The 23,694-nt window shown below is 56.1% G+C and carries 12 protein-coding genes, 1 other RNA gene and 2 pseudogenes; 8 read left to right on the forward strand and 7 right to left on the reverse strand.

The genetic code is table 11. The features are described 5' to 3' along the window. Positions 1-320: 320 nt before the first annotated feature. Positions 321-569, reverse strand: coding sequence for a hypothetical protein (locus tag OO306_RS19150; protein WP_085274244.1), 249 nt, complete (start codon positions 567-569; stop codon positions 321-323). 421 nt (positions 570-990) lie between these two features. On the opposite strand from OO306_RS19150, the gene OO306_RS19155 reads away from it, so the two are divergent. From OO306_RS19155 to OO306_RS19165, 3 genes are all read left to right on the forward strand, one after another. Next, a complete protein-coding gene (locus tag OO306_RS19155; protein WP_085274245.1) occupies positions 991-1,275 on the forward strand; it encodes a hypothetical protein in 285 nt (94 codons plus the stop codon). Positions 1,276-1,372: 97 nt separating this feature from the next. After that, positions 1,373-1,764, forward strand: a transfer-messenger RNA (tmRNA) gene (ssrA, locus tag OO306_RS19160). A 184-nt stretch (positions 1,765-1,948) separates the two neighbouring features. Continuing rightward, positions 1,949-3,205, forward strand: a complete 1,257-nt coding sequence (locus OO306_RS19165; protein WP_265969616.1) for an integrase domain-containing protein — start codon at positions 1,949-1,951, stop codon at positions 3,203-3,205. Between the two features lie 159 nt (positions 3,206-3,364). Here the strand turns inward: OO306_RS19165 and OO306_RS19170 are convergent, their stop codons facing one another. Further along, complete coding sequence (locus OO306_RS19170) at positions 3,365-4,813, reverse strand: hypothetical protein (RefSeq protein WP_265969617.1); 1,449 nt, start codon at positions 4,811-4,813, stop codon at positions 3,365-3,367. After that, on the reverse strand, positions 4,810-9,825 hold the full coding sequence (locus tag OO306_RS19175) for an AAA domain-containing protein (RefSeq protein ID WP_265969618.1): 5,016 nt from the start codon (positions 9,823-9,825) through the stop codon (positions 4,810-4,812). The genes OO306_RS19170 and OO306_RS19175 overlap by 4 nt, the downstream gene beginning before the upstream one ends. Positions 9,826-10,078: 253 nt before the next feature. Here OO306_RS19175 and OO306_RS19180 point away from each other — a divergent pair, with 253 nt between their 5' ends. The 5 genes and pseudogenes from OO306_RS19180 (at position 10,079) to radC (ending at position 14,078) form a co-directional block, all read left to right on the forward strand. Beyond that, positions 10,079-10,408, forward strand: coding sequence for a hypothetical protein (locus tag OO306_RS19180; RefSeq protein ID WP_265969619.1), 330 nt, complete (start codon positions 10,079-10,081; stop codon positions 10,406-10,408). Positions 10,409-10,486: 78 nt separating this feature from the next. Beyond that, positions 10,487-11,454: pseudogene (locus tag OO306_RS19185) on the forward strand (DUF932 domain-containing protein). An 81-nt stretch (positions 11,455-11,535) separates the two neighbouring features. Beyond that, positions 11,536-12,540, forward strand: a complete 1,005-nt coding sequence (locus OO306_RS19190) for a YqaJ viral recombinase family protein (protein WP_265969620.1) — start codon at positions 11,536-11,538, stop codon at positions 12,538-12,540. Between the two features lie 78 nt (positions 12,541-12,618). Then, positions 12,619-13,528, forward strand: a pseudogene (locus OO306_RS19195) (hydrolase or metal-binding protein). Positions 13,529-13,580: 52 nt separating this feature from the next. Next, positions 13,581-14,078 carry a DNA repair protein RadC gene (gene radC, locus OO306_RS19200; RefSeq protein ID WP_265969621.1) on the forward strand — a complete coding sequence of 166 codons (498 nt, stop codon included), beginning with the start codon at positions 13,581-13,583 and terminating at the stop codon, positions 14,076-14,078. Positions 14,079-14,243: 165 nt separating this feature from the next. Here the strand turns inward: radC and brxL are convergent, their stop codons facing one another. Genes brxL through OO306_RS19220 form a run of 4 tightly spaced genes read right to left on the reverse strand, consistent with a single transcriptional unit; the run spans position 14,244 to position 23,691 of the window. Then, positions 14,244-16,292 (reverse strand): BREX system Lon protease-like protein BrxL, encoded by a 2,049-nt coding sequence (brxL, locus tag OO306_RS19205; protein ID WP_265969622.1) that lies wholly within the window; start codon positions 16,290-16,292, stop codon positions 14,244-14,246. 3 nt (positions 16,293-16,295) lie between these two features. Continuing rightward, on the reverse strand, positions 16,296-18,638 hold the full coding sequence (pglZ, locus tag OO306_RS19210; RefSeq protein ID WP_265969623.1) for a BREX-1 system phosphatase PglZ type B: 2,343 nt from the start codon (positions 18,636-18,638) through the stop codon (positions 16,296-16,298). Further along, positions 18,635-20,326 (reverse strand): DUF262 domain-containing HNH endonuclease family protein, encoded by a 1,692-nt coding sequence (locus OO306_RS19215; RefSeq protein ID WP_265969624.1) that lies wholly within the window; start codon positions 20,324-20,326, stop codon positions 18,635-18,637. Before OO306_RS19215 ends, pglZ begins: the two co-directional genes overlap by 4 nt. Further along, positions 20,323-23,691 (reverse strand): SAM-dependent DNA methyltransferase, encoded by a 3,369-nt coding sequence (locus OO306_RS19220; RefSeq protein WP_265969625.1) that lies wholly within the window; start codon positions 23,689-23,691, stop codon positions 20,323-20,325. Before OO306_RS19220 ends, OO306_RS19215 begins: the two co-directional genes overlap by 4 nt. Positions 23,692-23,694: the final 3 nt, after the last annotated feature.

A 23,694-nucleotide genomic window follows, 5' to 3' on the forward strand; every position in this document is an offset into this window, starting at 1 on the left:
GAGGTGGATGGTGACTAGGCTCCTACTCGTGCTTTAGGCACCGCTGGCTATCAGTCTGCCATCCACTGCTCTCACCCTTTTGAGTTTAATTGGCCTTGAAGACACAAGCTGGCTTGCCTGCGATGGGTCGCACAGCGACCCCACTGACCCCAACTAACTAACATCATGGCTCGCGCCCCAACACCAGCTCAGCCAACGCCCTACTCAACTACTTCTACCTCAGGACTAACACTGGCCTTGAGAGCTGCACAGCCCCCTGTAGGAGCTGGCTTGCCTGCGATGGGTCGCACAGCGACCCCACTGGCCTCAACTGACTAACATCACGGCTCGCGCGCCAACACCAGCTCAGCCAACGCCCTACTCATCTGCACGTTATGCACCGAATTCACCAGCATGCCGATCCCCGGCTCACCGGCATTGCCGCAAATGTATTCGTCCAAGGTGTCTTCAATCCCGCGCATCAGCTGAATGGCGTACAGCAACGCCTCCGGTGAAGGGACCTTGTTGTCGATGGTATAGAACGGACGTGGCGACGTTTGGCTGGGTGGATCTGGAACAATCTTCTTCATATTTCTCTCTCGTTTGATTGCATCAGGCCCCACCCATTCCCTCTCACAGGAATAGGTGGCAGCTGTACGCGGGGTGAGAGACCGGCCAAACAAGGAGGAAAACCGGCCAGGCACAAGGCCTGCCCGCGCACAGCTACCATGACGGTAAATCTCTTGAATGGAACGGGCTCTCACACCCGGTCGCCAAACCTCAGCGACCCAGGGAAACTAGCCCCAACGCCCATCATCGACAACAGAGAAACCGCTGCAGCGCCAGTAGGATAATTCCCAAACCCATCCACCACGAAGCATTTAGTTTCAAGTTCAGAATCCCCCTACAGCCGCATCATATCGCCCTGCCAGCATCCCGATTGAACCCACGCCAAATCTGCGCAGTCCACTTAACAGGCCCACCTTCCAGAGGCCTTAGAAGGAGACACCCATGAAAGGTACCGCGCTATCGGCCCTGTTCGCGGCCGCCACCTTGTTGGCATCGCCGGTGTTTGCCGCCGACGACCTCTGCACCACCAACCTGCAAAAGATCGATGACAGCATGGCCACCGCCGGCGCCACCTCCGAAGGCCTGGACAAAGCCCTGACCGAGCACGTCGACAAAGCCAAGGCCGCGCAGGCCTCGGGCGACACCAAAGAATGCATCGCCATCACCAGCAAAGTGCTGGAGCGCCTGGAAAAAACCGAGAAAGGCAGCGGCGGCAGCGGATCGTGACCCCTGGTGCGGGCGACCGGACCAGTTGTCGACGTCGCCCGCGCAATGGCGTATACTCGCTTCACGTGCCGTAAGGTGCGTTAGCTAGAGCTAGTGTGGGGCCGATTAGGATTCGACGCCGGTAGCGAAACTCTAGGTGCATGCCGAGTTGGTAACAGAACTCGTAAATCCACTGTTGCAACTTTCTATAGTTGCCAATGACGAAAACTACGAGGGTTACGCTCTCGCTGCGTAAGCAGCTGAGCCCGCTCTCCTGGTAGCTTCGGCTCCAGCAATCATCAGGGGATGCCTGTAAACCCGAAATGATTGTCATACAGAACAGGATCGTCGTGTAGCACGTTGGGGGCAAAGCGACTAAAACTTACCCAACTCATCCAAAGCACCCTGCCCGTCGGGCGGCTGCGGATTAAATCAGTAGACACGGCTAAGCATGTAGTACCGACAGCGGAGTACTGGCGGACGGGGGTTCAAATCCCCCCGGCTCCACCACTTCATCATCTAAAGACGTCCACGGACGTCTTTTTTTGTGCCTGAAACCCAGTGAATACAGGGATTTAGAGTCCACGAGCGTCCACCAGCATCCGTGACCATCTACGATTTCGTGTATTCCAAGTGGTATTCCAAGCCCTCACCTGCTATTTTTTGGAATACATAAACAGCACTGGAATACACCATGGGGGCCCAAGCCACGCGCCTTTCGGACGTAAAAGTCAAAGCCGCGAAGCCAAAGGAAAAGGACTACATACTCACCGACGGCAACGGCCTTCAGATGCGAGTGAGAATCAATGGCTCAAAGCTATGGAATTTCAACTACATCCAACCCGTGACGAAAAAGCGGATAAATATGGGATTGGGCACCTTTCCTGAGGTAAGCCTGGCTCAAGCACGCAAGAGAACCGTGGAAGCGAGAGAGCTCGTCGCCCAGGGGCTGGACCCTAAAGAGAAACGCGACGCCGAGCGGCACGCGAAAAAAGCAGCCACGGAACACACTTTCGAAAATATCTCGACAGCGTGGTTCGAGCTCAAAAAGGATTCAGTCACGCCAGCGTACGCCGAGGATATTTGGCGCTCTCTCACGCTGCATGTTTTCCCTGAGCTGGCCACCACCCCAATCTCTGCTATCACTGCCCCTAAAGTCATAAATTTGCTTCGCCCCCTCGAGACGAAGGGGAGCCTCGAAACCGTTAAACGGCTAACCCAACGCCTCAATGAGATCATGACCTATGGCGTCAATTCGGGATTGATTCACGCTAATCCGCTCAGTGGAATCCGCTCCGTCTTCAAAAAACCCAAAAAGAAAAATATGGCGGCCCTTGCGCCCGATGAGCTGAAAGAGCTCATGGTGGCAATTGCCAATGCCAGCATAAAAAGAACTACGCGCTGCCTAATTGAGTGGCAACTTCACACCATGACCCGGCCAGCCGAGGCTGCCACATCCCGCTGGGCTGATATCGACTTCGAAAAGAAGATCTGGACGATACCTGCGGAGCGCATGAAGAAACGTCGGATACACATCATTCCGCTCACTGAACAAGCTTTGGCGCTCTTGGAAGCGATCAAGCCCTACAGTGAAAATCGTGAGTACGTTTTCCCTGCAGACCGAGATCCTCGCACCCATTGCAACAGCCAGACTGCCAACATGGCACTGAAACGTATGGGTTTCGAGGGGCGCCTGGTAAGCCACGGCATGCGCTCAATGGCGAGTACCATCCTCAATGAACACGGTTGGGATCCTGAGTTAATCGAGGTTGCGCTAGCCCACGTCGATAAAGATGAGGTACGCAGCGCCTACAACCGAGCCGACTACATCGAGCGCCGACGCCCGATGATGGCCTGGTGGAGTGAGCACATCCAAGAGGCGGCAACTGGCAGCCTGTCGGTGGCAGCTATCAAAGAAAGTAGAGACAGAAAAGTCGTGTCGATACGTTGACCTGCAGCCCAGTGTCGGACAAACCAAAGGTTCTCGGGTAGAGAGAACGTCATTGCTCCGACACCTCGTCGTTGGACTCCTCTAAATCGGATTTTATCGTTGCGTACATCTTCTTGAGTAATGGCTCAACGAGCCTCATCTACCAACCTAAAGTTGTCGCTACATACGCTTCCGCGAATTCGAGCTTTTCGTCATCGGCCCAAGATACCGCGGCACATTGCCCTCTGTATATTCCGCGAGCTTATCCTCTATGGCTGCCTCAATCCGGCGCACCATTCCTTTGTCTTCAGTGATAAAGCCAAAGGGAACCGGCACCGGGTGCAGGTCGGGCTGGATTAGGTGGTAGACAACAATCGCAAACGAATCTACAAGGCACACAATCTCAAGCGCTGACAGTGCATCGGATTCTATAAAGCTGTGTAGAACCGACTCAGCCTCTTTGCATTCATTAAAAGCCCGGCGTCGCGCCTGCTCGTCGTGCTGATCGGCCAGCGGGATGAGTAGTCTCGGATTGAAGACTGACTTATCCTTCCCGCTGACCTTGAATGTTGCGGAACCAACAAACGCGCTCAACGCCTGACTATGGCGCGAAGACTTGCCCCACAAACCATGGGCGGCCGGGGACAGCCAGGTTAGTGTGACAGGCTCATTGGCATCTTCGCTCGCGAGTCGTTTCGCATATTTGGATAAAAGGTACTCCGCTCGATCCCAGTTGCGCGTTATCTGTAGAGCACCGTAGATCGGTTCTATTTCGGCCTGACCCGCTCTAAAAGTCGCAATCGATGCTTGCGCCGCCTTGCTTAAATCGAGGACGCCAGTCGAGAGAATGTCTAGCGTATGCTGATCGCCTATTCTGTCAGCAAAAGCAGCTATCGTTTCGATATTCCGCCGCCCTACAAGTCCTGCCAATAGGAGGCTTCGCTGGGCGATGTAAAGATCTTCCTCGGGCAGCCCGGTATGCTCTGCGAACCCAAAGTTCATCGTCTCCAAGTCGAGGCAGTAAGATTCGGCAAACCGGATATAACCCTCCCTCTCCTTCCGAACTTGGCTGACTTTGTATAGCTCGGGCACCTCCATTTCGTCTACCTGACCACAAAGCTCACCGGACCGATAGATTTTGAATAGATTGTGCTGAAACGCTCGCTCTGCACCCGCTGCGGATTCTGCGCGCGTAGAAGGATCTGCGCTCAGAACTACAGAGCACCTCGGGGTCTCTAAGCGATGCTTCTTATGCTCGACGAACGAGTAGGCTAGTAGATCGAATGTAAGTGGCTTCCGGTACTCCTTGCGCCCTTTGACGATAGGGGTCTCGCCACCGCCAGCAAACAGTCTCAGCCCCTTTTCCGTAAGCGTCACGCGTCCATCAACGGTGAGGGTCAGCTCGCCTTGCTGCAAGTACGGCAAGAGAGCGGTACTGACCTCCTTCGGAGTGAAACCGAAAAAACGGGCAATGTCCGCAGGCGGTAGTGCTGAGACCCTCAACAGTCGTAACAGGTACTCAGGAACAAAAGGCAACCCGCCCTGCTCAACCAGGGTGTACTCAATACGGAACTGCTGGACCGGGACGCTGACATCAACCTCAAACAAACCAAGCTCGTTCGTAGTCATTTTGCAGCTCCTTTTGCCGGTATGATTGCATACCCGGTTTCGTGCTGGCGCTCTCGAATGAACGTACAGACCCTACCTAGCGGCAACTCCGCATTTCTCCCTGCCCACATTCGCATATCCCCCACCACTACTAGCCGATCCATCGCCCTGGATAGAGCTACGTTCACCCGGTTAGATGAGCGCAGGAACCCAGGGGACAGATCCGCGCACGAGCGCGTAAGTGAAATTATCACGATGCGATTTTCCTTTCCCTGGTAGCTATCCACCGTGTCGATTTTGACCAATCGCTTAAATGCATCCGGCCAGTTCTGTTCCGCGAACTTACGTCGCATTAACTTCTTCTGATCGCCGTACATGCAAATGATGCCGATTGCAGGCTCTTGCGTACGACTCATCTCATCAATGAGCCCATCGGAAAACTCAGTCTGCTGTTCGATCTCCTTGAGCATCTGCATGATCGCGTCTACTTCGGCGTGGTTGATCAAGCTCATGCTGCCATTGGGCGATTGATGGTAAGCCCTGTTGCCAAAGGTGCCAGTGTCCAACCAACCGCACACTTGCTCCAGACAACCAAGAGCTCGCTCGAAATGTTCTGGTATGAGCCGCTCACCTGTCTCCAGCAGCCCCTGGTAGAACACCTCCGAGACCATATTGCCGATTGCCGGCTGCATCCGATATTGGGTTTTAAGCGTGGCGCTGGCCAACTGCCCGTAAGGGGACTCGAATGCCCTCTCGAAGTCGCTGCGCATGATGTGCTGGAACTCCCCAGAGGTCGTGTGGAGCTCCAATGACCTGGCGATAGCTTTCTTGTGCTCATCTTCATAGAAAGGCGGTAATTGTCGATGGTCTCCTACAAGGAGTACTCGCCGACCAACCTGCATGGCGATCGCTAGTTCTGTTGGCGAGGAACGGGCTGCTTCGTCGATAATTACCCAGTCAAATCTGCCGTCAGCAAGCTTGAGGTGGTTCAAGCCAATACCGACACAGGTGCCGCACACCAAAGTGCGAGTTCTCACCAAGAACTCATCGTAGTTCGCCTTTTCGCTGCCCATGCGCTCAAGCATGTCGTCGGAGAGCGTAATCAACGCCAGACAGCGTTTCAGTTCATGGCTACGAATGCCGAAGTCATTGGCTATCTTGTTTTGGACTTGCTCCAACCACATTAGGGGAGCGCCCTCCTCGTCAACCTCAACCTCGAAGTCATGACGCAACAACTCTAGGAGCTCGGAGCGCATCTCGTCCAAAGTCACCGCATTGTCGTTTCCGGTCGTTTCGTGGCTTTCTTCCGACTCCAAGTCGGCAGTTAGTCGAGCAAGACCTTTCACAAGTCCACCAACTTTCTGCTGGACGGTGACCAACCGCTCGAGAAAGGCAGCGCTCACGCCAAGGGATGGGGCCATGAGACTCAGCCGATGCGCTATCTCCGCGCGAAATGACTCACGCTGCTGGCTAACGATGGAGCGAGAGTAAACATCCCGAAGCTCATCGGAAACGACCTGTTCCCTATTGCTAAACCGCACCACATCGAGGTCAGTATTGAGTTTGCGACAGTGGGAGCGAATGCGCTCAGCCGCGGTGTTCACCGCTTCGTGCGATTGACTGGTAAGTAGAATATTTCGGGCACCAACCTCACTGATTAGGTAATGGCTGAACGCAGCGATGAATTCGGTCTTACCGGTGCCGGGCGGCCCCTGCAGTAAGCCAAGAGGTCCAGTGCTGACGAGCCGCGCAAATGCTTCCTTCTGTGCGTCATTCAGTCCGACGGTGGTACCGTCAGGAGCCTGACGCTCATACATTCTGAAGTGGTGCTCTGTCGGCGGTTCATTAAATCGCTCGGGTTTCGCATCGCACTCCTCGTCAAAATAGTCGATAAGATTCGGGACGACTGACAGGCGTTGCAACATGCGCTCAGTCGCGCGCTTGCGGCGCGAAAAGGAGGTTCGGGTCGATCGCGATTGCAAGAACAGCAGGTCGTCAACTTGAATGCCTTTGGCCTGCTTCGATAGGGCCAAATAGATCTCCGACTGGGTGCTTAGACGGATATTGACTGCGCCCAAATCGATTGTCTTACCGTCCCTCCGCCTCGATAGATAAACTGTTTCGTCTGAATCGAATGACTCTAGGACCTCCCGCTCCGCCGAATACGGAATCAGAAGCCCGACCCCGTCTTTGTGCATCCTGGGCACATCGGCAACCTCGACACTTGGTAAGGCCTCAGTTTCGGTCTCCAGAATCGCCTTCCATACCTTGGTTACCGGGTATGGCTTACGGGATGGTTCAGAGGAAGTTAGATCGGCGTCCTCCTCTAATACAGCCTCGACGATCGATCCAAATGGCTTTTCCTCATTTTGGGCGAGGAAAGCTGCGCGAGAGTCGTTGAGGATACTGATTGCGAGGTCGCCAAAACCCGCCTGTTGCTCCATGAAGCCAGTTAGTGTGGCCAGATTGGAATATCGGCCGACGGAAACCTTGATGCTGACGTCGACTTCGAAGTCAGCATCCTGGGCCTCACGCTGCCGAACACTGTTCTGCACCTTCGGTCCAAAGGCTTTTATGAACACTCTTGTGGCAGGATCGTAGGTGGCACGGAATGCGCCACCAATTCCATCGAAGCTTACGACCAGAAGCTTCGGATCCTGCCGATCCGAGGTGATCTTGATGTATAGCCGACCGTTATCGGGGTAGATGGTAAACCCCTCGACCTCATCTCGACTTACGACATCGATTGCGATCGATGGCCGAGCCTTGGGTGGATTGTTCGCTTCTTCAAGAGCGTCCCGAAATCGCTCGAGAGAGATGAATCCCGACTCGCTTTGCCGCTCCTGATCGATTGCTGCTCTGAGTTCGGGAATATCAGCATCGCTAGGCTCATCCCAGTCCATCCCAAGCAGCTCGACCGTCATGCGCATGACAGCAAAATTGTCTCGTTCAATGACAGTACAGTTCTCTAAGAGTGGACTGTAGCGATGATTGAACGGCTGGGTGCCCGAGGCGCATAAGTCAGGCATGTCCAGCAGGTATACGGTACAGGAGGCCGGATCGCCGGCAGTAACGCATACCTTCACGTTCTCAGGGTGGATATCACCGTGGCTTACCTGCTGCTCGTGAAGACATTCAACCGCAGCCATTAGCTTCCGGGCCACGATGAAGGCGACATCGCGCTCAGGCTTATGCAACCCACTCCAGTCGCATCCCTCGACATGACGCTGGATCAGAAACGGCGTCCCGCCCTTACCGTACCCAAAATTTTCGATCTCAGGGAGGAATTCATAGCCGCTCTTTTGCAACAACTCGAGCCGCTCAAAGAATGCAAGCAGCATAGAACCTTCACCGCCAGAGACTGAGTTGGCGTGAAGGGTCGGCCATATTTTGACTACGTGAGAACCTGACCGATAAACCTCTTTGACCTCGGAGTCGACAAGCTCATCTTCTACCGGAAAAACCTTATAGGGGACGAATCCGCTCGACCCGAAGCGCTCCAGAAGGCTGTGATCAAACTCGAATGCCCCATCAATTCTTGGCGTGTCCCGGTTCAATGCATCGAGCAGCGCACCAGCGTCGGGGTAACGGTCGTTAGGATCAATCTCCATAGCCCGAAGAAGTACAGCAGCGTACCAATCGTCCGCGCTACTTAGCTCACGGCGCGCGCTCTCAATGTGCGTGTCCTCAAATTTGAGCGGAAGCGCGGTCGCAGTGATGAGATGCCAGCACATGAGGCCAAGCGCGAAGACATCCCGTTGGAACGGTGTTCCCCGATAAACGTCGGGATTGGTGTCCTCTGGCATGCAGATTGCGCCGATGCTCAACTGGTCACGACGTGGGCCGACCGTTCCTGCTGGCTGGTGATATGCGGCAATAAAATTTGACAGCGAGATACTGCTGTCCGGTGAAAACCAAATGCTATGGTCACCGAGATCGCGGTGAGCGACTTTGAACCCATGCATAAGCGAGAACTGCGCGACCAAGACCTTTACTAACCGTATTCGGCCAAACTGATCGAACTGCCCCACATAGCGATGGATGAATTCATTTAGACGATAGTGCTCCGAGGGCAACTCACAAAGCTCGGAATACTCCTGGGTCACAGAGTCCTTTGAAGGATTTTTCATCGGCCGAAGGCAGCGTCTACCCAGGTCCAAGTCCCGGTTACTCAGATAGACCAACACGTCACGTTCACGTGAAAGGATTTTGAAACGCCCCTCCGGCGTTTTGGCATCCAGATCATCGAGCTTGGAGAAATCCCAAAGACGCAGCAGCGCACGCTCGTCTTTGTTGTTGTCGTTCTTCGCCTGGTGCTCGACATACACCTTAGCAGGGTGCTCGAAAATCAGTTCCTGAGCTCTGAAACCATCAACGATCAGCTCTTTTGGCTTAGTATTCCCTTTGTTGAGCAAGCGATCGAACACGTCGAAATGCTGATTCAGTCCCTGCTGAGCCGGGTGCGGCCGGAACCGCTTGTTGTATTGACCCTCGTTCGCGAGCGCCAAGAAGTCTCCAAGGGTCAGAACGTGGTTGAGCTCATTGTCGGGCAAGTCGGCAAAGGTGCAATCGCCGGTGAGGACAACGCAAAACTGAATGTTAGGTACGCGGTTGCCTGGGAAACTCGATTTGATAGCTTGGAGCTTCCTTTGCAGCAGGAAGAGCTTGTTCTGAGTTACGGCGACCGGTGAGCGCCCGCGTTCGCTGCCGTTCTGGTACCACTTCCCGCCGTTGTATGTAATTTCCCCGTGCCAGTGCTTCAGCTCTACGATAAGCACGTTCTTGTGCGTAACAATAACAAGGTCAAACTCACCCTCTGCGCCTCGAGCGTCCGCAAAACGGAAACCCGCATATCCACGCCAGGGCCACATCCCACCCGCCCCGGCAGCAAGAGCTTTCAGCTGCTGAGCCATCCCCCCCTTCGCTGTGGATGACCCATTGGGCGGTTCGGAGCCTTTGAAGGTTTTCTCCATGGCCTCGATGGCAGCAACTTCGTGGCGCAGAAGGCCACCCTCCCAGTACACGACCTCCATATCCTCAAACCCCAAATTCATAAGCGAGAAACGTGCTTCAAAAGATCATGTTCAGTGGGGGCCTTGGCCACTCGCGTCAGGATCACTTGAATTAAGTGATGCATTATCATGTTTGAAGTAGCCAAAGGGTCAAGACCCTTCTGCTCTCTAGGATTAAGGAAGAGCCGCCGAACTGGCCAGCAAAACCATTCAATTCGAAAAAATCTTAGTCCTACATAACCGTAATGACATCAACACCAAGAAGGTTCGTCCCATGTCATTACAGTGCCCTCGCTGTCATTCCCCCAAAATTGCCTCTTTCCATCACGCCATGAAAATCGGGGCTGCCATCAACAGCGTAGGCGGTGCAGCCCGAGGTGTCAGCGCAGTTTTAGCAGGAGGTCAGGCTGGTGCGCTTATCGGTGCTATCGCTGGGCCCATCGGCATCACCCTCGGCTCAGTGTCAGGTGTCATCCTAGGCGGACTGGCCGGCGGTGTCAGCGGCTGTGCGCTCGGCGCCCAACTGGGTGAGTCGCTAGATCGCCATCTGCTTGCCAACAACCTCTGCCTTGCCTGCAATCATCGCTTCAACCTACCAGCCTAATCCTCTTAAAAAACTCTTCGGCCAGTGCTGCGTGATGCGCAGCATTTATGCCGGCACGCACCCAAAGGAATCACTCCCATGGCTCATCTCGTCGAACAAATGGCATACGTTGGCGCTACCCCTTGGCATGGTCTGGGTAACCGCCTAACGCAAAAGCAACCACTGGAAATCTGGCAGCGCGAAGCCGGCATGAACTGGCAGATTCAGGAAAGTCCTGTTCACTTCAAGGCCGACACGGTCGGCAACCTGGGCACGATTCACTCCTTTCCGGAACAGAAGGTGCTGTATCGCTCCGACACCAAGTCCCCTTGTCGGTAGTTTCCAACCGCTACCAAGTTGTGCAGCCTCGTGAGGTGCTGGAGTTCTACCGAGATCTGACTGAGGTCTCCGGCTACGAGTTGGAAACAGCTGGGATACTCAAAGGTGGTCGCAAATTCTGGGTTCTAGCCAGGACGGGGCAGACAACCGCGCTGAAGGGTAATGATCAGGTGAATGGCTATCTTCTACTGGCTACCTCCTGCGACGGCACCCTAGCCACCACCGCCACTCCGACCACGGTGCGCGTGGTCTGCAATAACACCCTGACCATCTCCCTGAACGGCGCTACACGCGCAATCAAGGTGCCGCACAACACGCGCTTTGATCCACAGGCGGTGAAAAAGCAACTCGGCATCGCCGTCTCGCAATGGGATGAATTTATGTACCGCATGCGCGCACTGGCGGAGCGCAAGGTGCAGCGGCATGAGGCGATGGGCTTCTTCATGAATGTGCTGTGTGACGTAGCCCCCCATAGCAAACTGCCGGAAGTGCTGCCGAATGAGCGAGCGCTGCGCAAAATCCAAGGCCTGTACGAAGGCCAAGGTCGTGGAGCGACGCTTGAATCAGCTCAAGGAACTGCGTGGGGCCTGCTCAACGCCGTTACGGAGTATGTCGATCACGAGCGACGCGCCAGGAGTACTGAGTACCGCATGGACTCTGCGTGGTTTGGGGCCGGGGCCGTCCTCAAAGAGCGCGCACTGAACGCAGCGCTGCAACTCGTCGCCTAGCCCCACTCACCTACTCAACGATTAAAGCGCCTGGTCAGCTTCTGCTGGCCGGGCGTTTTTTATGCCGGATAGGAAAACATCATGGAAACGCAAACGCTGCAACAATCCTGCAGTAAACCCCGCCCCGCCTTGCGCCTGGTGGGGACCAAACAACTTCCCCGAGAAGACTGGCTGGCCGTGCGCAAACAAGGCATCGGCAGCTCGGATGCCGCCGCTGCCGTAGGTCTCAATCCTTACAAATCCCAGCTGGAACTGTGGCTGGAAAAAACTGGCCGTGACAGTTCGCTGCCAAAGTTAGATCAAAATGATGAAGAGAGTCCAGCCTACTGGGGCAATGTGCTGGAGCCCATCGTCGCCTGGCATTACAGCAAGCGCAGCGGTAACCGAGTACGACGTATCAATGCAGTGCTGCAGAATCCGGATCCTAAACTGCCCTGGATGCTGGCCAACATCGACCGAGAGGTGATCGGTGCAGACGATGTACAAATCCTTGAATGCAAAACAGCCGGCATTAACGGCGCTCTCCTCTGGAAAGAAGGCGTGCCTGAGTATGTGCAGTTACAGGTCATGCACCAGTTGGCGGTGACCGGCAAGCAGGCGGCGGATGTGGCGGTACTGCTGGGTGGCCAACACTTGGAGATCCACCGCATCGAACGAGACGAGTCGATGATTGCTCGGCTTATAGACCTGGAACGGCTGTTCTGGGACTACGTGGTCAGTGATACCCCGCCACCGGCCGATGGTACGGACTCAGCGGAAGCCGCACTACGCTGCCTCTACCCCGAGGACAACGGTAAGACCCTGGACTTCAGCCGGCACCCGGAACTGGCAACTACCTACCGGGAACTCAAGGCTGTTCGCCAGAGCATTAACCAACAGGAGACACGAGAGGCGCAGCTCAAACAAGTCCTGCAGCAGGCCATGGGCATCGCCACCCGCGCGGAGTTTACCGAGGGCTACATCAGCTGGAAGAAGTCCAAGGACAGCACCGTGCTGGATGTCGAGCAGATGCTCAAGGACAAACCCTATCTGCAGATCCGCTACAGCAAGCTCCGCGAAGGCAGTCGGCGTTTTCTGATCGCCTGACTCTACCCACCATACATAAGCCACCCGGACCTATCACGTCCCGGTGGCTTTTTTATTTCCAGATCAAGGATAACCGCCATGCTCAAAGGTTTAGCGATCACCCCTCCTGTACTCGGGCGTATTTCCATCGGCAAGGTCGTCGAGAAAAACGGCAAACGTCTGCCAGAGAAAGACGATCAGTTCACTATTACTTCGCAGGTACAGAGCCGCGACGGCTGGCTGCTGCACCCGCTCAATGAGGAACTGCGCAATGCCCAGGACGGCAAGCTACGCAGCATTCCGATCCGTTTGTTGTTCAACGAGCCGGACCTCAACTTTCGGGCTGACTACAGCCTGTTCGACCGTACCACCGGCCGGCCGCTGTGCGTGGGCAATGGTGAAACCTGCAAGCGTTTGACCGAGGACGGCATCCAGTCGTTGCCCTGCCCTTCACCGGATGGCTGCTCGCTGGCGCAATGCGGAGCCTGCAAGCCCTACGGACGACTGAATGTTGTCATCGGGGATGACGATCCGCTGGGTAGCTTTGTTTTTCGCACCACGGGCTACAACAGCATTCGTACCCTGGCAGCGCGTCTGCACTACCTACAAGCCATCTCCGGCAATCGCCAGGCCTGTCCTACGTCTGCGTGGTAAGTCCACTCGCCTGAGCCACGGCACACCGATTTTCTACGTCGATATCACGGTTCGCAACGGCCTGAGCCTAGAAGACGCCTTGCTCGAAGCCAAGCAGCTGGACGAAACCCGACAAGCCTCGGGCTTTGACCAGAGCGCCTTGGATCAGGCGGCCCAGCGAGGCTTTAACAATGGGGCCTTTGAAGACACCGAGGATGGCACTCGTACCATCGTCGAGGAGTTCTTTCCAACCATTGAAGATCAACCCAGACATATAGAGGCCCAAGCCCAACTGGCAGCGCATGGCAAACCCTCACTCGCGCAAAAGCTGGAGTCGCAAGCCACGCGGAACAACGGCAAGCCCAGCGTTCAGTAATCGGGTTGCTCAATCTCCCGCTGTTCTCACGCATTCGTACAGGAATACCCGCATGAAATATCACAAGCTGATAGCCGGTGAAACGACCGGTACCTATGTCATGGAGTCCCCGGTCACCGAGGCTGATATCCTGCAGATGGCGCAACAACTGGCGATGAGTCGTCTGTCTAAAGGTCGGGCATTGACTGAGCCTAAGCAAGTATTCAGCCATCTACAAACACTGCTCCAATACCATGAGCATGAAGTCTTTGCCTTGCTACTGCTTGATGCCAAGCACCGTGTGATTGGTTTCAGAGAACTGTTCAGAGGCACGCTAGATGGAGCCAGTGTGTACCCACGGGAAGTGGTCAAGATCGCCCTGGAGCATAACGCCGCAGCCGTGATCCTGGTCCACAATCATCCCTCCGGCGACCCGGAGCCCAGCCACGCCGATCGCACGCTGACCACAATCCTCAAGAACGCTCTCAGTATGATTGGCACCCAAACACTGGATCATGTGGTAGTGGGCGCTGAGGGCTGTGTATCGTTGGCTGAACGGGGTTACCTGTAACCCATAATGGCTGGCTGAATCACTCCGCCCGATAGACCACACCCTGGCGAATGCCAGGGGTGGTTATCGGTGCGGATGTACTCTAGCTTATGCTTTCTTATTTTTTTCAAGTTGTATACGGTGCATTTGAATGACGACCGACACCACTGTGATGCTCCTTCGGGGTCAGTCAGCCATTGCTTTCAGCAAGGCATCCTTGGCATCCGAATAAAACTGGATATCGATCTTGGTCGCCATATCATCAGACAGGTCGACCAATTGGCGTCGACATGCCACGGGTATTAACAGCGACGTTGCGCCCTTCTCAACGGCGATTTCAGCAATCGTGACCGCGTTGTGAACGGGCTCAATCGACCCCCCGAGATTGATCTCGCCAACGATGATCAAGCCTCCACGTACGCTTCGCTTCAACAGAGAAGTGCACAGAGCAATCAAAGAAGCCACACCGAGCTTCGCGCCAGACTTCACCGCATCAAACGCCCGAAGCTGCACCGTGAACTCATGCTGTCTGGGGTCCTTGTCACCAACCAGCTGCAGCGACCTGGCATAAAGGTTTTGCTCGGCGAAACCAATGCTTTCGCGGAATGCCGGCGGAATGGGTTTGTTGAGCACCTTCACACCAGACCCAGGGCCATCGTTGACTTCGATGCGGTAGAGGCCAGAGTTTTCCTCGCCGCCACCCGGGCTGATGGTCCACACCTGTCCAGGCTCCAGCGGGTCGCCACCAATACTGTTGTCGCTCTGCAGTTCTGGCGTGGAGACGAACTTCTCGACACCGTCAGCGCCCATGATGTAGCTGAAATGTGTGTTCCGGAATTCGGCAGCACCCACGCGCTTTTGCTGCTCCTTCACCCGGCGCCGAACCTCCATGGCGATGCGAACGGCCCACTCCAAATCGTCGTCGGGGACCGGGACATCTGCGCTGGGGTACATCAGCTTCAGCAAGCCGCTGACTGTTTTGTTGATCGCATTCGTGTCGCGACCAGATAGGGCGCCGCCAAAGAAGACGCGGTTCTGCAGCTCGCTCACCCGGCTCTGGTTACGAAGCTGGCTCCAGCACTCAGACAGGAAGTCGCTGACCAGACCGAAGTGATTGGTGACCAAGTCTTTGTTGATCTTGGGTACGTCCCAACCAGGCAGAAACGCGTGGATGCGGTCCATGAAGGCGGTGTCGTCGCGCATTTCCGGTGGCATAGGGCCAAACAAATGCCCCACGCGCTGCTGGTGCTCCACATCGACATCGAAGTTGCCGACCAAGACGATGCTGCCATCCGCACGAATGCTCTCCTTGCCACGGCTAAATTCGCCGGACTCCATGTAGCCCTTCATGATGTTCACGCCGTCCTTCTGATCGAAGGAAATACCGGACACCTCATCGAAGCAGACTACGTCGTACTGGCACACCAACCCCCGGCGCCCCTTGGCTGTATTCTCCACGAACATCTTGGCCACAGTGGCCTTGCCGCCAGAAATGAGGTGGGCATAGGGCGAAACCTGCTGAAACAGATGGCTCTTACCTGTGCCGCGCGGACCGAGCTCTACCAGGTTGTAGTTGCGCTCCACAAACGGAACCATGCGCAGGAGAAGAGCGTTCCGCTGGCGGTCGCTCAGCTTGCCGGACTCAATGCCGATGGATCGGAGCAGAAAGCACTTCCATTCTTCGGAGGTGAACGCCTGGCGAGCATTGGCCAGGATTTCCAACACGTCGCGCTTGGACAGCTGAATCTCCCGCAGCGACGTGATCCCAAATGGACGCCCCTTTGCTTCCTGGGCGATGGCCACATCGAACGTCACTCCCAGCTCGGCATAGAAGCCCCCGGTCAACATGCGTTGGTGTTGGTTAACCAGCTCGCTGCTGATACGCACATCCGTCAGGCGCAGGCTCGGCAGGCTTGCCACGTACTCGCCTTTGTTATCCACGCGCGCCGTCACGAGGTCAATGATCTTCACCTCGCCCGTTTCAAGTGCCTTGGCCTTGAACAGTTCTTCCTCGCCGGCACGCACCGTGCGGGACTTAAGCTGGCGCTGAACAATCTCCAGTCCCTCGTCAATCTCCTCCTGATCGATGCTAGCGCAATAGCGCCCGAGCATGAACTCGACAACGTAGGTGGGTACCGGAAATTGCCGACTGAAGGTACGCACCAAGTCTTTCCGGACCAGATACCCGTCCAACACCGAGGCGGCCTTTTTGTCTATCTGATCCAATTCAATCATTCATCACCCTCCGATCACAGTGATTGCCTCTGCCACCAGCTCGCCCGAGGCGCTGAGCAGAACCAGAAATACCGCGCGGCCTTGCAGTTCTTCGTCCTCAACAACTACCGATGCGGTGCCGTTGTCCTTGAGCGGCTTCACGCACACGATCACGCTGGATCCTGGGTCTCCTGCCTGCGTCCGTAAGTCCAGTGACAGATTCGCGTATTGGCCGTCGACGCCCACCGTGCAGCGCAAGCCTTTCCACGCGATGTCGGTCACCTCGGCTACCTGCTTGCCTGATGCGCCCCCAGCCAGGGTCACCACAAGATCCAAGGTGAGGCATTCCTGAAGACTCAGCCCGCCATGGTTGTAGTCCACCGATTTGCCGTAGCACCCCACGCCGTCGGCCAGAGCGAACTGCTGATGTGGGTTCCAGAACCAAGGATACAAACGCTCACTGGTGGAAGCGCCTGGCTTGATCGAGGCGCAGCGCCCCCATTTGTTGTCGGTGAGGTCCTTGGACATCTGAATCGTGGGTAACTTGCCCGGCATAAGCAGCCAGCCGTGGTCGGTCACCACCCTAACGCTGTTCCAACCTGCAGCCAACAAGGCGGCGATGCGTTCTGCAATCTCTGCGAGAAGCGGGTCGATGTGCTTGGCCAGCTTCCAGCCACGCGCATGTCCCTCGCTGTCGATGTCACCAAATTCGCACCACGCGTTGCCTAGGCCGTCGCCGTTCTCGGTACGGTCCAGCACCCTCCAGTGGTTGTCGTTCAGCAGCTTCTTCAGGTGATAGCCCCCCTTGAGCGACTGGCCCGTGGCGGCGACACAAGGTTCAAAGTCATCGCAGTCATCGGTGCCGCTGATCTTGCTTCTGACTGGGGAGACGGCAGCCTTTCCCGTAGCCGTTACGCTGGGTAGAGCCGTCCAGTTGATCGTCTCAGCTAACTGGTAGCCTCGCGCCTCCAAAGCTGCCGATAGCCGCCGAGCCGTATCAAAGCGCAGGCCATCCACAAACAGCACGCATTGCCCGCCGACCTTGTAGAAGGCAGGAGCTTCGGCGATGCGTCCACCTGGGTAGATCGCACCATCCACCAGCTTTTGCAGGTAGCGCGCAGACTCCTCCAGCCAGGGCAGATAGATCACCCGCGTCGCTGTCGTCACCGCGTCAACGTCAGGCGCCTTGTCAACGCAAGCCAGTGCCAACAGCACCGCATCATCGGCTCGCCAGCCCTGGTTGGCGTACCCCGCCTGCAAATCTGCAACCGAGCCGGCAGCCAGAGCAGTCTTGGTCACATCCGCCACCACAGCCAAGTGCTTGGTGGCCAACGCCAGAGGCGATTCACCCAACTCGGCCCAAACCAGGTCACGGCGAGGCGCATGGGCCTTCTCAAGCTCCAGAAGCCGCTTCCTCGCCTCATGCGCAGGCAGGTGGTTCAAGGCCAGCAGATCATGATGTAGCGACTTCTCCTGCTCCTCGTTCCATTGCGGCCAACCACTCAGCTTCTCTGCTGGGATGTCGAAGATACCCAGATCGGGCGGCTTGCACTGGCGGATTCGACTCGGGATGTTGGAGTAGCGCTTGGGTGCTTCACTGTACCGCTCCCACACCGAAAGCCAAGGCCCCTCGCGCATCGCGAGCTTGCTGGCACCCGCCAGAACGCCATCGCCCTGAGGATTGAACGCCAGCTGTGATTTGCAGACCTCAACGAAGGCCTTCCACTCATTCGCACCGCGCGTGGTTTGAAACGCGTCACCCTGGTCCAACCACTGCAGCAGGCCACGCACTGGGTCGCCGCCGGTCAGCAGGGTATTGAAGTAGTCCTTGTCCAGCCGCTTGCCCTTCAGCAGCTCAAGCTCCTCATCCAGCAGGAGGTAGAGCGCCAGTTGTAAGGCGTTTTTGGCTTCGTTGTCCTGGGCCACATCCAGACCCATGCCACCTTGGTCCGACTTCAGGAAGGCCATGATGGTCCAGTCCTTGGCGTTGGCCTGCGACCAGATCACACCGCGGTACTGCAACTCAGCCAAGGGCTTCAGCAGGTCAGGGCAGTCTTCGATCGCCCGCAAGTCCTGGCGGCTCACTCCGGGCAGATAGAATACAGGCACCCGGTCGGCAGGCAGGGTGACATCCGGCGCTTTGTCGGCGATCACGCAGCGCAGCCATATGGCTGGGCCGACGCGGTTCTCGGGCAGGAAGTCGCCCAGCACCAGCAGCTCCCCCAGCTCACTCTGCAACCGCGGAATCACCGCCTCCCACTGACGGTCCTTGTCCGGCCACAGGATGCACGACGGTGCGACCTGGACCTCGGGGTTGAATACCGACGAGTCGCGAATTGCCTTAGTCAGGTAATCAATGACTTTCATGAATTCTTCAGATCCCACTTGTCGGCCAACACACAAAGCAAGTCCTCCTGACGGCTCTTCGCAACGCTCTCGGTCCATTCCGGCGTGTTCAACACTTGGGTCGTCAACACATAGGAAGATACACCTTGCTTCCCACCGAAGTAGGCGGACTTCTTCTTGTCGAAGTCATAGTTCTGGGCTTGGGAATTCCGCTTTTGGGTCAGCGGCACGAGGTTGGCGATGCGATGTACCCATTCATCACGAACCTGCGGATCAGGCCAAGTCTGCGCCCATTCGCTTTTGGCATCGACGGTCTGCGGCAGCACATGCTCGATTGTCAAAACGCTCGGATCATAGGTTGCTGCGCCATCGGATAAGAACGAGTCCAGCCGCAAAATGAGATAGTTGCGTCGGCGGGCAGTCAGCCAGTAGATCTTGCCGTCGAGTACGGCAGACATCTCCGCCTTTTCGTTATCCGTGAGCTCCACGGCTTCTACAGGTGACTGCAAAGAGTGCGCCTTCTGCAACCCGGCAACGACAATCGCATAGCGCTCAATACGTTCATTCACGTTCTTGCCGCAGATGTGCATGAACGCCCCCAGCCGCTCCAGCTTCGTGAAGAACCACAGCACGTACTCCGGCTCGTTCTTCTTCTGTGCCAGGAACAGGATCGCCGGGGGTAGCCAGTCCGAGTTATCGATCCGGTTGAGCCATTTCAGCAGACCATTGATGTCCGACGCGTTCGCAGTGGATACGTATTGACCATTCTTGGCGACGAGATAGGCCTCGGCATAAGGCTCGATCACCTTGGAGACTAGGTCCTCCGGTGAGTCGACAGCGGCAAGGACATGCTCCTTGAACTCATCCAGCAGGGCACGCCTTGCCTTGACCCTGGCGTAGATCATCCGAATGTGACCAAACAGCTCGGCGAAACCGTTGCGCCCGGTTTGCACCTCCAACTCTTCCCACTTATCGGTGAACTCGTCTTGCTTGGATTGAGTGATGCGTCCAATCACGTTCGACTTGATGATGTCGGTCGGCAGCAAGTCCAGCCCCCGGCTATTCAGCACCGAAAAGACCCGGAAAGCAGATTGCTGGCTTGGGGTGGAAACGGCGACCAAGAAACAACGCTGCACCAGGAAGGCACCGAACTCGCAGAGTTTGTCGGCATCAGCGCCGAAAGCCTTTTTGAGTCTATCCAGCAGTAATCGCGCGTTGCCTTGAATATTCCGTTGCGATTCGTTATTGAGCTGCGCCGGATCGTGGCTCAGCAACTTATCGAGCTGCAGCGCCTGAACATGGTCGGCAAAGAAGGATAGATCACGCTCGCGTAGCGCTAGCCGTGGCTTTGGCTTCAAGCCTTGAGATGCACGACCGGGCTCGCGGATGTAGTTTTCAAAATCAGCGCGTAGCTCGCCAGCAAATTGTGCCGTCAGCGCCGACAGCAAAATGGTGAGCGTAGTTAAACGCTGTTGCCCGTCGATCACTTCGGAGAGGGGTTTGCCTTCGTCCTTGATCAATACGATGCTGCCCAGAAAATAAGTGTCCTCCGGTTCCCGCAGGAAGAAATCATGAAGATCGTCAAATAGCTCGGAAGCTTGATCAACGGTCCAGGCATAGGGTCGCTGATAGGACGGAATGACGTAATCGAAATCCGAACTGAATATTTTCGCCAGTGGATATTCGGCGCCGCTGATCTTCTTGCTCATTTTCCATTCCTTGCTTTTTGTTTTTCTTCCAGACTCAGATGATGATCATTGATGCGATCACCCACCTTGCCGTCGTACTGCAACCCGAGCTTGTACCAAGGCGCCGACGGCACATCGCTACCACGGTCCTTTTCCCAATGCAGGCTCTTCGGCTTGTCGCGCAACACCCCAGCGCCTTTTTTGCCCACATCAGGCACCGAGAGGAAGGGCCGGATATTCAGGCGCACGCCATCGTTCAGATCGGGGTTCCAGCCAATAGGCTGTTCTTCAATCGGCTTCCAGCGCACGAAGATGTCGTAGGGGGCTTCGCCCGCCAGAATCAGCTCCAGGCGCTTCTTCAGCCCCTCAGCGGCGGCCAGCTTTTCCTGGGCGCCATCCACGCCGTTGTCTGCATCGCGTTTCTGGCGGTTGATCCAGTCCCCCAGGTAGGTGTAGATCAATGCCTCCAGTGTCTTGTAATCTAGCTTGTGATAGTTCACCACCGCGGCGAATCCGTCGCGCAGGCCATCCCATATGTGCCAGATGAATGGACGTTTGTGGAACAGATTGACGTGCTGCGTGAAGAAACCTTCGCGAAGCCAAGTTTCTAATCCCTTGCTGACGTAGCCAACGTCTGCCAGCAGACGACTCAGCACGTCGTTGCTCCAATCACTGCCATAGGCTGCGGCGAGAAGATTCATCAAGCGGTCAGCAGCAGATGATTCTTGACCTACGGCTGGGATACACACAATGCCGTCGCTATCTGCCAGTTGTTCGAGACCATCCGGAGCGAGCGCCGGGCAATCGGGAAAACTTGAGCCGGTCTGGCGCGGCCACTGGTAGCCAAGCAACCGGGCCACAGCCACCTGCAACGGCTGGTCTGCGCCGACTGGGTGACCGTCGAACAACCACTGCGTCGGATCGCTCGAAAACGGCTTTGGCAACCCGCGCGGGTACCTCTCCGCCGCCACTTTTTTCCAGCGCTCCAAATCGAAGGACACCGCCTTAATTGAAGAATTGGTTAGCTTCAGTGCTCCATCAACGCTGCGCAAATCAGTGGAAAATTGCGGGTCAGCGAAGTATGTAAAAAGTGCTGAAGTGCAAACGGCATCATGGGGGATGAAAACTGCAACGTTAGTGTCAAACTTTTCGCCATGGTACGGAGTTACGGGAAAGCTGCCCATTAACGAGATGGCGACGCCTCGCTTTCCCCACGCCTGATTTCCTTGTAGGTCTCTTTTTCGGTCCTGAGATTGGCTTGCTGACAGCGCCCGCATCCGCCCATCGCCTTTCTCGAACAAAATGAGATTAGTGCGACCGCCGTACAAAGCTGCCCCCCCAACAGCGGTCAGGTGAAACTCCCAACTCGCGGAACAACGTTCCAGCTCCCAAAAACAGCGCAGAAAGCTCGGATCGTCGTTGGAAGTAATGCCTTTGAAAGTCAGGCCCATTGAAGCGAGTGAATCCTTACCATCGGACATAGAAAACGTAACGCGATTATCGCGCGCGCCACCGAGCGAGCTCCTGAGATGAAGCTCCGCCCAACTTCCGCCTAGCAGTTTTTCTCTTTTTGCATCGGGAGTCTTCTCGGATGCTGTGTCGAGACCCCACGCATGTGAGCCGGCTGCAAGTGGAGCAAATACTCCAAGAAGTACATTTACGACTTCACCTGTTATCGATCGAAAGGCTCTCGGGCCGAGTCGCGCGATACAGGTGACTCCTTCCGCTTCAATTATTGCGTCACGGAACTTCGTGTATCTCGGTTGTGAGAGCCAGTTCTGGGGTAGCACAACCGCAAGACTCTTAACCTGCCCTTTAGTGGAATACCAGCGTCTAACGAAGGCAGTGGCGAGGTCTGCTTTCGCGTCGTTGAAATTTAGTTCGATGAACTCCTTCAGCACTGGCCCTTGGTTTTCCGCCTTTAGGTATGGCACGTTGGTAGCAACGAGCGTGAACTGGTCAGCGAGAATCTCAGCCGCCTTGGCCAGGCCGCGCGCGGTCACGGCCATTTCGTGCGCAGTATCGTCCTCAGCTTCCTGCGCCAACGCCTTGTCCAGCAGCGGCTGAAGTTCATGGTAGTCGGCAACATACAGGTCGCCGGCGCCTTGTAGTGGGTTGATAAGGCTGCCAAGTACCGGTGCGCTCTCGAATGATCGGTAAAGCCCTTCCATTCCGGCTTGTAGTCGCTCGTTGTCGCCGGCGACAACGAGCCAGTCAGCTTCGCGCGTGTTTGGCGCGAGACCGGAGCAGGCCAGATTCATTGGCGGCAATTTGCAGTAGCCCACGCGCCGCCATGCGGCTAGCGCTAGATTGAACGCACCGATCTGCGTGCAGCGCGGATCAAGCTCCAAACCAAAGAGGTTGCCCTCAATAACCGCTTCCACCGCCGCTTTCTCGTCTATCTTTTCCTCTGCCATCCGCAACGCGACAAGGCGCTCGAACATTGCCACCACGAAATGTCCGCTGCCCATGCACGGATCAAGGCACTTGAGGTTTTTCGCCGTCTTCGGCCAGTCGTCAAACGTGCCAGCAGCGGGTGTCCACTTGTCGTCTTGTCCTTTGACGAAGCGGAGATAGCTCCACGTGTGGTCGTGCAGTGATACGGCATGGCGGAGTTCGTCCTCACTCTGCGCGGAATTGGCTAGCTTCGGATTCGCGACGAGTACCTTGCCTGCGTGCCATGCGCCAAGCGTGTTATCTAGCAGGAAGTCCACCATGTAATCCTCGGTGAACAATTGCGTGACCGCCGGTAGCTCCTCCGCGCCGATCTTCACTCCAGAATTATTGATTTGGTCTTTGTTATCGGCCTGCCAAAATTGATACACCCAGCCAAGAGAATCAGCAGCCAAAAAAATGTCTTTCGACAGATTGGCAACCAAACGCTCCAACTTATGCTGATGCTCCTGCGGCAGATTCAACTGATAAGCTGGGGAGTCAGGGCGAAAAATCTGAGGTAGCATCCGCGCGGCCAGCTTGCCCGCAAGTTCCCAGCCATTTTTGGCCCCTTCGCCGGGCGCTAGTTCGTCACACTCTTCGATGGTGACGGCCACTCCGTCGTACATCAACAGGTCGTTATCGGCCAAAAAGCGCGCAAACAGCATGCGGTGCCAGTGTTCATAAGCCACCTCCTGCACTAGATGTCCGACCTCCTGCTTGCCGTAAGTTGGATTGGTGCTATTGGAGTCGCGTGCGTCACCGAGCTGCTTGCCGTGGGTGCGCAGACGGTTACGCAGCGCCTTTTCGGCATCGGTCAAAAATGCTTCCGGCTTGTCCTGGCCAACGCCCAGTTGGTCCACGGAAGCATTCGCCGCAGTCTCGGCGATTGTGCGTGCCGCCTTGACGGTTCTCTCCAGCGCGCCGCGCAGGTCTTTGTCGAGTGATTGCATTGT

The organism is Pseudomonas sp. DCB_AW, assembly GCF_026240895.1.
Classification (GTDB): domain Bacteria; phylum Pseudomonadota; class Gammaproteobacteria; order Pseudomonadales; family Pseudomonadaceae; genus Aquipseudomonas; species Aquipseudomonas kermanshahensis.

Bases quoted from the DNA above. Each gene is read 5' to 3' on its own strand.
- OO306_RS19150 (WP_085274244.1), bottom strand. From the start codon at position 569: ATGAAGAAGATTGTTCCAGATCCACCCAGCCAAACGTCGCCACGTCCG.
- OO306_RS19155 (WP_085274245.1), top strand. From the start codon at position 991: ATGAAAGGTACCGCGCTATCGGCCCTGTTCGCGGCCGCCACCTTGTTG.
- OO306_RS19165 (WP_265969616.1), top strand. From the start codon at position 1,949: ATGGGGGCCCAAGCCACGCGCCTTTCGGACGTAAAAGTCAAAGCCGCG.
- OO306_RS19170 (WP_265969617.1), bottom strand. From the start codon at position 4,813: ATGACTACGAACGAGCTTGGTTTGTTTGAGGTTGATGTCAGCGTCCCG.
- OO306_RS19175 (WP_265969618.1), bottom strand. From the start codon at position 9,825: ATGGAGGTCGTGTACTGGGAGGGTGGCCTTCTGCGCCACGAAGTTGCT.
- OO306_RS19180 (WP_265969619.1), top strand. From the start codon at position 10,079: ATGTCATTACAGTGCCCTCGCTGTCATTCCCCCAAAATTGCCTCTTTC.
- OO306_RS19190 (WP_265969620.1), top strand. From the start codon at position 11,536: ATGGAAACGCAAACGCTGCAACAATCCTGCAGTAAACCCCGCCCCGCC.
- radC (WP_265969621.1), top strand. From the start codon at position 13,581: ATGAAATATCACAAGCTGATAGCCGGTGAAACGACCGGTACCTATGTC.
- brxL (WP_265969622.1), bottom strand. From the start codon at position 16,292: ATGATTGAATTGGATCAGATAGACAAAAAGGCCGCCTCGGTGTTGGAC.
- pglZ (WP_265969623.1), bottom strand. From the start codon at position 18,638: ATGAAAGTCATTGATTACCTGACTAAGGCAATTCGCGACTCGTCGGTA.
- OO306_RS19215 (WP_265969624.1), bottom strand. From the start codon at position 20,326: ATGAGCAAGAAGATCAGCGGCGCCGAATATCCACTGGCGAAAATATTC.
- OO306_RS19220 (WP_265969625.1), bottom strand. From the start codon at position 23,691: ATGCAATCACTCGACAAAGACCTGCGCGGCGCGCTGGAGAGAACCGTC.